Here is a 9,467-nt window from a genome sequence, read left to right as displayed (position 1 = left end):
ACGAACAGGTCCCGTCGTCGGAGTGAGCCTCGTGTTGCACGAGCTCCGTAGGCCTTCCGGCCGTGCTCGGCCCCGACGGTATGGGTCAATATTGTCACGTGAATTCCGAAGTTCCATACGACCCCACCCATCCGGAACCAGAGCTCGACGCCGACCGGCTGATGCTCCAGTCAGCAGTCGTTCTTCGCCTTGGCAAGCTCATGCTCGCCGCTGGGGCGGGCTCGTATCGGGTGAAGTCCTCGATGGCCAAGGCGGCCTCGGCAGTCGGGCTGGACCGGCACGAGGCGACGGTGACGATGACCGAGCTGGTCACGTCCTCCTTCATTGGTGAACGCTTTCGGACGGAGGCCTGCGAGGTCCGTCGAGTGGGCGTGAACGTGGACCGTCTCGAGGCTCTTCGGCGAATCGTGCACGACCTGCGGGCTCACGAGACCGTGGAGCAGCTCGACCGTAAGCTGGATGAGGTCGAGGGCATGCACGCTCTGTACGGCGCCGGCGCCAACGCGGCCGCCTCCGGAGTGGCGTGCTCAGGGTTCTGCTTCCTCAACCAGGGCGGTTGGATCGAATGCCTGGCTGTCCTCGTCGCCGCCTTCGTCGGCCAGCTTGTTCGGCGGCAGATGCTCAAGCGCTCCTACCAGCATTTCTTCACCTGGATGGTGTGCGGTGTGGTCGCCTCAGCCGCTTACATGGGCATCGTGAGCCTGCTCCAGACGACGGGGATCGCCGAGGGCAACCACCAGGGCGGTATCATTTCAGCGATCCTCTTCCTCATTCCCGGCTTCCCCATGGTCACGTCCATGCTCGACCTGGTGCGTCAGGACTTCTCGAGCGCCCTCTCCCGCGCTGCCTACGTCGTCGTCGTCATGGCGTCAGCCGGCATGGCCGTGTGGACGGTGACCTTCATCTTCCACTGGGAGGTCGATGCCACCGACGTCGCCGTACCCACGGGGCTCGTCCTTCACGTCCTGCGCTGCTTCTGCTCATTCATCGCCGCCTATGGGTTCGCCATGCTCTTCAACGCCGGCGTCAAAGCGTCGCTGCTGGCCGCCGTCGTCGGCGCGCTGGCGAACACCGGGCGTCTCGTCGTCATCGATGAGTTCCATGTGCCGTGGCAACTGGCCGTGGGCCTGGCCGCTGTGACGATTGGCCTGCTCGCTCAGCTCTTCGTCTCCCGCGCCTCCCTGTCGAGGGTCGCCCTGTCGGTTCCGGCGGTCGTCATCATGATTCCCGGTGTGCCCTTCTACCGGGCCGTCTCCGCCCTCAACAATCAGACCGTGGACGCCAACGTCGCCGTCGGCCAGGCAGCGGGAAACTTGGCGGAGGTCTTCTTCGTCATCACGTCCATCGGAGTCGGCCTTGCCATTGCGCGCATTATGACCGACCACAACTGGCGCCACGACGTCGCCACCTCCGAGCATGTGATCCTGCCTGAATCCCATGGGAGCGCCGCCGAGCCGGGCCAGCGGCCCGACCACCGGTCCCGCCACCGCTGAATCAGCCGTGGCGACGGCCGCTCTGTACGGCTCATAGTCCGCCGAGAAGCTGGGCGATGAAGATCTTCACGATCATGGCCACCGGGTAGACCATGGCGTAGCCCAGGGCCACGCGGGGATCGGCACCGGTGCGCTCATTGGCGAAAGCCAGCACCGCGGGCTGAGTCTGCGCGCCCCCCAGGAGACCGGACAAGCGCGTACCACCCATCTTCATGACCCACCGCATGGAGACGTACAGGCCCAGGCCCATAATGGTGGTAATGATGAAGCCCGTTGCGAGGATCTTCCACCAGTCGCCGCCGGTGAAGGCGTTGGCGATCTGGCCGCCGGCCTTCGTGCCCGCCTGCGCCAGGAAGATGAGCAGCCCGAACTCGGAGAGCACCGCCGTCGCCGTGAACGGCATGGCCGTCACGAAGTTCCGAATACGGCCGATCTTGCCGAAAATCAGTCCGACGATGAGGGTGCCCGCGGCCGACCCGATGGAGAAGGTCGCCCCGGTAGGGGTCAGGATCTTCCACTCGCCGATGATGATTCCCACCGCCATGCCCAGGCCCAGAGCGACCGGATTGATCGACGATAGCCCGCGCGAGGAATCACCGAAGAACTTCGAGATCTCCGTCATACGGCCCGTGGGCGCCACTACGCGCACGCGGTCCCCCTGCTGGAGGACCAGGTCGGGGGTGCCCACCATGTCGGTATCACCACGGCGCACGCGGGAGATAGTGGCACCGAAACGGTGGTCGATGTCGAGCTCGGCGACTGTATGACCGGCGATCCTGGGATCGGAGACAGTGATCCGACGAAAATCCAGGTACTTGCGATCCTCGATCAGCGAATGGGAGGAGCCATGGCCCAGAGCCGTGATGACCTGCGTGACGGCGTCCCGGGTGCCGACGACGGTGACCAGGTCGTCCTTGAAGAGCTTGTCCTCCCGGGCCGGGCGTGTAATGGGCCCCTGCTCGCCGCGCCGCAGGCGTGAGAACTTCAGCTCGCCCGAGATCGTCTCGGCGATGTCACCTATCATGGGGCCGTCGGAGCGCTCGACTCGGATTGTGCGGTTGACCAGGGGCGAGGGCGCGTCCTTGTCGCTGCGACGGTAGCGCAGGGCCAGCAGGCAGAAGAACAGCATGCCGATGACGCCGTAGAGGTAGGCCACCGCGTAACCGACCGTGGCGATCGCCGCACCGTCGGAGTATCCCGCGATCGCAGCCGCGTTGCCAGCGGCCGCCAGAGCGGGGGTGTTGGTCGCCGCGCCCGCGAAGGTGCCCGCGATCATAGGACCGCTCATTCCCAGGGAGCGGCCGATGCCGAGTCCCGCGACGGCGGCGATGATGAATGCTGCGAGCATGAGGGCCAGCGGGCCGAGCGCGGTGCGGATGACGTGGAAGAAGTTGGGGCCGGACTGGACTCCGATGGCGAAGGTGAAGACCGCTAGCCCCAGAGTACCCAGTGGCGGTGGGATCTCGATGATCACACCCTTGGCGACTCCCAGGGCCGCCAGGACGATGCCCGCGAAGAGTACGGCGGCTGCGCCCAGACTCACGCTCTTGACCTTGATGTGCCCGACGAGCATGCCCAGACCGACGAGCAGGAACAGAACGAGAACGGAGTTCTCGGCGAGGTGGTGGAGGAGACCTATGACCACGAGTGCGAAGCCTTCCGGTGCCGCTGCTCGTCGGCGCGCGGCGGGGAGATGTACGAAGAACGAGCACAGTCTGGCACTGGGGCGCCTGGCTCGTGTCGGACCAAAGACCAGGGCGCGTCGGGAACGCGAATTCGGGACGGACGACACAGCATCAGGGTCGTGATTCCAATATGTAAGACATTCTTCCTGTCTGTTCGACTCGTATCTTGAGACGTCCTACGGTTGACCAGCGGCCGGCCGTCAGGCCGCGCCCGATCGCGCAGATCGTACAGAAAGGAGGGCGGAGGATGACGCGCGGCAACGCATCCCTGGCCCAGGAGTCGCAGGACCGCCGGGTGATCACGGGCGCCCAGGCGCTCGTACGGGCTTTGGAGAAGGTCGGCGTCACCGACATCTTCGGCATGCCGGGCGGAGCTATTCTGCCCTTCTACGATCCTCTTCTCGCCAGCGAGCAGATCCGTCACGTGCTCGTGCGTCACGAACAGGGAGCGGGCCACGCCGCAGAGGGCTATGCCATGGTCACCGGCAGGCCCGGCGTGTGCGTGGCGACCTCCGGACCCGGTGCCACCAACCTGGTGACAGCCATTGCCGACGCCCATATGGACTCCGTCCCGTTGGTGGCGATCACCGGCCAGGTCGGCGCCAGGGCGATCGGTACCGACGCTTTTCAGGAGGCGGACATCGTCGGCGCGACGATGCCCTTCGTCAAGCACTCCTTCCTCGTGACGACGGCCCAGGAGATCCCCGTGCGCATCGCGGAGGCCTTCCACATCGCCTCCACCGGCCGCCCGGGCCCCGTCCTGGTTGATTTCTCCAAGAGCGCCCAGGAGGATCTGACCGAGTTCCGCTGGCCGGCCCGGCTCGACCTGCGCGGCTATCCGCTTCCCGGTAGGCCCAACCAGCGTCGTCTCGCCCAGGCCGCGGAGGTCATCGCGGCCGCTGAGCGCCCCGTGCTCTACCTGGGCGGCGGCCTGAGTCGAGCGGACGTGCCGACCGAGGAACTCACCGAGCTGATCGACCTCATCGGCGCCCCCTTCACGACGACGCTCACCGCTATCGACGTCATGCCCACGGACCACCCCCTCAATCTGGGGATGCCGGGCATGCACGGCACCGTGGCCGCCGTCGGGGCTCTTCAGCGCGCCGATGTCGTCGTCGCACTCGGAGCTCGCTTCGACGACCGTGTCACCGGCAGACCCGACACCTTCGCCACCCGCGCCACGATCATCCACGTCGACATCGACCCCGCCGAGATCTCCAAGATCCGTACCGCGGATGTGCCGATCGTCGGCGACCTGATCGACGTCGTCCCGGCACTGATCTCCGCCTGCCGTGCCCAGTTCGCCGAGGAGCCCCGCGCCGAGATCGACCAGTGGCTCACCGAGGTCGCTCATATACGCGTCACCTATCCCACTGACTGGACCGACACCGACGATGGCCTTCTCCAGCCTCAGGAGGTCATCACCCACTTGGATAGAGCCGCGTCCAAGGACACCATCTGGGTCACCGGCGTCGGCCAGCACCAGATGTGGGCCGCCCACTACCTGCATTTCACGCGACCGCACTCCTGGCTCACCAGCGCGGGGGCCGGCACTATGGGCTACGGCGTGCCCGCGGCCATGGGCGCGCAGGTCGGCGCTCCGGATCGCCCCGTGTGGCTCATCGACGGGGATGGAAGCTTCCAGATGACCAATCAGGAGCTGGCGACCTGCACGCTGAACGGCGTTCCTATCAAGGTCGCCGTCATCAACAACTCGTCGCTCGGCATGGTGCGTCAATGGCAGACGCTGTTCTACGGGCAGCGCTACTCCAGCACCGACCTGCACACCGGAGCGGACACTCGGCGCGTCCCCGACTTCGTCAAGCTGGCCGAGGCCTACGGAGCCCTCGCGCTGCGCTGCGAGCGGCTCGAGGACGTCGATGACGTCATCGCCCGGGCCAACGCCGTCAATGATCGGCCGGTCGTTATCGACTTCATCGTCTCCGCCGACGCCCAGGTGTGGCCGATGGTGGCTGCGGGTGTGTCCAACGACGAGATTCAGCACGCCCGGGGCATGAGCCCGGCGTGGGAAGAGGAGTGAGACCGTGAGCGAGAAGCACACGTTGTCCGTCCTGGTGGAGAACAAGCCCGGCGTGCTCACGCGCGTCTCGGCGCTGTTCACCCGCCGCGGCTTCAACATCCACTCCCTGGCCGTGGGTCCCACCGAGCACGAGGCTGTCTCGCGCATTACGGTGATCGCCGACGCCGAGGGACCGGCTATGGAGCAGGTGACCAAGCAGCTCAATAAGCTGGTCAACGTGCTCAAGATCGTTGAGCTCGACCCGGCCACCTCCGTGGGCCGCGAGCTCTACCTCGTCAAGGTCCGCGCCGATGACTCCAACCGCACCGCGGTGCTGCAGATCGTTGATCTCTTCCGGGCTCACGTTGTGGACGTGTCGCCGACATCGGTGGTCATCGAGACCGTCGGCTCGGAGTCGAAGGTCAAGGCGCTGCTGGAGTCTCTGGGACCCTACGGGGTCAAGGAGATCGTCCAGTCCGGTGCTGTCGCCATCACGCGCGGGCCTCGGTCCATCACAGATCAACTCAAGGAGAAGTGAAATCAATCATGGCAGCTGAGAAGTTTTACGACGACGACGCCGACCTGTCCGTCATTCAGGGCAAGAGGGTCGCCGTCCTCGGCTACGGGTCGCAGGGTCACGCCCACGCGCTTAACCTGCGCGACTCGGGTGTCGAGGTCGTTGTCGGCCTGCGCGAGGGCTCACGTTCCATCGCCAGGGCCGAGGAGGTCGGGCTGACTGTCAAGCCGATCGCCGAGGCCGTCGCCTGGGCGGACGTCGTGACGATTCTCGCCCCCGATCAGGTTCAGGCCGAGTTGTACAAGAACGAGATCGAGCCCAATCTCAAGGATGGCGCGGCGCTGCTTTTCGCGCATGGCTTCAACATCCACTTCGGGTACATCAAGCCGGCCGCCGGCCACGACGTCATCATGGTCGCCCCCAAGGGGCCCGGTCACACGGTGCGCCGTGAATTCGAGGCCGGCCGGGGCGTGCCCGTCCTCGTGTGCGTCGAGCAGGACGCCTCCGGCGAGGCCTGGCCCCTCGTCCTGTCCTACGCCAAGGCCATCGGCGGGACCCGCGCCTGCGCCTTCAAGACCACCTTCCGCGAGGAGACGGAGACCGACCTCTTCGGCGAGCAGGACGTCCTGTGCGGCGGACTGTCCAAACTCATCCAGTACGGGTACGAGGTCCTCGTTGAGGCCGGCTACCAGCCCGAGATGGCCTACTTCGAGGTCTGCCACGAGATGAAGCTCATCGTCGACCTCATTAACGAGGGCGGCATCTCCAAGCAGCGCTGGTCCTGCTCCGATACCGCCGAGTACGGCGACTACGTCTCCGGCCCGCGCGTCATCACTCCCGACGTCAAGGAGCACATGAAGGAGGTCCTGTCCGACATCCAGAACGGCTCGTTCGCTAAGCGGTTCATGGACGACCAGGCCGCCGGTGCACCGGAGTTCAAGAGGTTCCGCGCCGAGGGCGAGGCCCACCCGATCGAGAAGACCGGCCACGAGGTCCGTTCCATGTTCGCCTGGCGCTCCGACGTCGACAAGGACTACACCGAGGGCTCCGTCGCCCGCTGAGCCGCAGCATCAGGCAGCGCCGGAAGATCGACGGCGCGAACGGGCGGGTCCGTCTTCTGCTCCGGCGGGGTGCGGATCCGCCCCTCGTGCATCTGCCGGCCCATGCGGATGGAGTGGTCACGGCGCTCGGTCCCCTCCGGCTCGCGCGGAGATGATCGTCTCGTCCATACCCGGCACGCTGACGCCCCGGCCCGGGCGCCCCGCCACTGCGCCACCATCCGAGCTTCACGTCTCGGACGCTGGCAACTGCCGTAGCCTGAGGCCATGACTGAGACCGCGCAGAGCAGCACCATCGAGCTCGCAGTGATCCCCGGTGACGGCATCGGCAGGGAGGTCGTGCCCGAAGGCCTGAAGGTTCTGGACGCCGCCCTGGCCGGCACCGGCGTCCGGGCCGCCATCACCGACTTCGACCTGGGGGCCGAGCGCTGGCACCGCACCGGCGAGACCCTCTCAGACGGCGACTTGGAGGCCATCAAAGCCCATGACGCCATCCTTCTGGGCGCCGTCGGCGACCCCTCGGTCCCTTCCGGCGTCCTCGAGCGCGGCCTGCTGCTGCGATTGCGCTTCGCACTGGACCATTACGTCAACCTGCGCCCCTCCAAGTGCTACCCGGGCGTGCCCACGCCACTGGCCGACCCCGGCGACGTCGACTTCGTCGTCGTGCGCGAGGGGACAGAGGGCCTGTACTGCGGCAACGGCGGAGCCGTGCGCGTGGGCACCCCCCACGAAATCGCCACGGAGGTGAGTGTCAACACCGCTTACGGCGTCGAGCGGGTTGTGCGCTACGCGTTCGAGAAGGCTCGCTCGCGCCCCGCTAAGCACCTGACCCTGGTTCACAAGCACAACGTGCTCGTCAACGCCGGTCACCTGTGGCGCCGCACGGTCGAGACGGTCGGCGCGGAGTATCCCGAGGTGAGCGTCGACTACAGCCACGTCGATGCCGCCACCATCTACCTGGTCACCGATCCCGGTCGTTTCGACGTCATCGTCACCGACAACCTCTTCGGCGACATCCTCACCGATGAGGCCGGTGCCATCACCGGCGGCATCGGTCTGTCCGCCTCCGGGAACATCAACCCCGATCGCACCCTCCCCTCCATGTTCGAACCCGTTCACGGCTCCGCCCCCGACATCGCGGGACGGGGACGGGCCGACCCGACGGCCACCATTAGCGCCGTCGCCATGCTGCTGGAGCACGTCGGCCGGCCCGAGGCGGCCGCGCGCGTGCACGCCGCCGTCGATGCCGATATGACGGCCCGTGCTGAGGCCGACGCCGCCGGCATACCGCTGAAGCGTTCGACCGGCGAGATCGGCGATGCGATCGCCGAGACCGTGCGAGGGTGCGAGGGATCGCCTGAAGCCGACGAGGGCTGATGTGGGACGCTGACGTCGCGTCCGAGAGCGCGGCGCCGGCTCATACGGGGAGTTGCCGGCCGGCCCGTTCTGCGCCGGCCGGCGGCCGGTCAGTATGCGAGAGGAGCGAGTCGGCGCTCCTCCTACGACGGTAATGTGATCCCATGCCTGAGACTTCGGCCGCCGCTTCCACACCCGCCTCTCTCGAAACACCACTGGCTCGTGCCGCCGCCGTCCCTGTTCCGGATGCCGACGCTCTCGCCGGACGTTTCCCCCTGGGCCCCGGCACGGCCGCCGCCAGCGACGCGGAGCGCGCTCGGGCTCTGACGGATCTCCATTTCGGATCCGTCTTCACCGACCATATGGCGCACGCCCGGTGGACCCGCGGTGCGGGCTGGGCTGAGCACGGGGTCGTGGCCTACGGCGATCTGACGCTGTCACCGGCGGCCGCCGTGCTGCACTACGGGCAGGAGGTCTTCGAGGGGATCAAAGCTTACCGGCACGCTGACGGCAGCATCTGGACTTTTCGGCCGCGCTATAACGCCGCCCGGCTCAACGTCTCCGCCCGTCGTCTGGCGCTGCCCGAGTTGCCCGAGGAGGACTTCGTTGCCTCGCTGGTCGACCTCGTCCGTGCTGACGCCCGGTGGGTCCCCTCCGGCGAGGGCGAGTCCCTGTACCTGCGTCCCTTCGTCTTCGCCTCGGAACCCTTTCTGGGGGTGCGGCCCGCCGGCGTCGTGGATTACTACGTTATCGCCTCGCCGTCGGGCGCCTACTTCACCCACGGCCTGGAGCCCATCAGCATCTGGGTCACCCAGAACTACCACCGGGCGGGACGCGGCGGGACAGGCTTCGCCAAGACCGGCGGAAATTACGCCTCTTCGCTGCTACCCCAGGGGGAGGCCGCGGCCAAGGGGTGCGATCAGGTGTGCTTCCTCGACGACGTCACCGAGCGTAACCTCGAAGAGCTCGGCGGCATGAACATCATGGTTGTCGACGACGACGGCACGGTGCGCACCCCCCACCTGACCGGCACGATCCTGGAGGGCAGCACGCGCTCGGCGATCATCCGTCTACTCACCGACGCCGGGCGGAGGGTTGTGGAGGACACCATCAGCCTGGAGGGGCTGCTGGCCGACATCGATTCGGGCAGGGTCCGCGAGGTCTTCGCCTGCGGCACGGCCGCCGTCGTCGTTCCCCTGGGGCGCCTGACGGGTGAGGGGTTCGACGTGACCATCGAGGGATGCGCGGTCACCCACGAGATTCACGACCGCCTCATCGGCATTCAGTACGGCGCCCATGAGGACCCGTACGGCTGGATGTACCGACTCGCATGAGTCC

General features: G+C 66.9%; 7 protein-coding genes. 6 read left to right on the top strand and 1 reads right to left on the bottom strand.

The features are described 5' to 3' along the window. The first annotated feature begins 161 nt into the window (after positions 1–161). A complete protein-coding gene (locus HMPREF9062_RS09810; protein WP_009749966.1) occupies positions 162–1,493 on the top strand; it encodes a threonine/serine ThrE exporter family protein in 1,332 nt (443 codons plus the stop codon). Between the two features lie 31 nt (positions 1,494–1,524). Here HMPREF9062_RS09810 and HMPREF9062_RS09805 read toward each other — a convergent pair whose 3' ends face one another. Further along, positions 1,525–3,138, bottom strand: coding sequence for an aspartate:alanine exchanger family transporter (locus HMPREF9062_RS09805; protein WP_009749965.1), 1,614 nt, complete (start codon positions 3,136–3,138; stop codon positions 1,525–1,527). A gap of 287 nt (positions 3,139–3,425) precedes the next feature. Here HMPREF9062_RS09805 and HMPREF9062_RS09800 point away from each other — a divergent pair, with 287 nt between their 5' ends. The 5 genes from HMPREF9062_RS09800 (at position 3,426) to HMPREF9062_RS09780 (ending at position 9,463) form a co-directional block, all read left to right on the top strand. After that, on the top strand, positions 3,426–5,219 hold the full coding sequence (locus HMPREF9062_RS09800; RefSeq protein WP_009749963.1) for an acetolactate synthase large subunit: 1,794 nt from the start codon (positions 3,426–3,428) through the stop codon (positions 5,217–5,219). A gap of 4 nt (positions 5,220–5,223) precedes the next feature. After that, positions 5,224–5,736, top strand: a complete 513-nt coding sequence (gene ilvN, locus HMPREF9062_RS09795) for an acetolactate synthase small subunit (protein ID WP_009749962.1) — start codon at positions 5,224–5,226, stop codon at positions 5,734–5,736. An 8-nt stretch (positions 5,737–5,744) separates the two neighbouring features. Beyond that, a complete protein-coding gene (gene ilvC, locus HMPREF9062_RS09790; protein ID WP_034254136.1) occupies positions 5,745–6,776 on the top strand; it encodes a ketol-acid reductoisomerase in 1,032 nt (343 codons plus the stop codon). A gap of 264 nt (positions 6,777–7,040) precedes the next feature. Beyond that, positions 7,041–8,150, top strand: coding sequence for a 3-isopropylmalate dehydrogenase (locus HMPREF9062_RS09785; protein ID WP_009749959.1), 1,110 nt, complete (start codon positions 7,041–7,043; stop codon positions 8,148–8,150). A 143-nt stretch (positions 8,151–8,293) separates the two neighbouring features. Continuing rightward, a complete protein-coding gene (locus tag HMPREF9062_RS09780; protein WP_009749958.1) occupies positions 8,294–9,463 on the top strand; it encodes a branched-chain amino acid aminotransferase in 1,170 nt (389 codons plus the stop codon). The last annotated feature ends 4 nt before the right edge of the window (positions 9,464–9,467 follow it).

Origin of the sequence: Actinomyces sp. oral taxon 448 str. F0400 (genome assembly GCF_000220835.1) — a bacterium.
Classification (GTDB): domain Bacteria; phylum Actinomycetota; class Actinomycetes; order Actinomycetales; family Actinomycetaceae; genus Actinomyces.
This window is presented reverse-complemented; position numbering and strand designations above follow the sequence as displayed.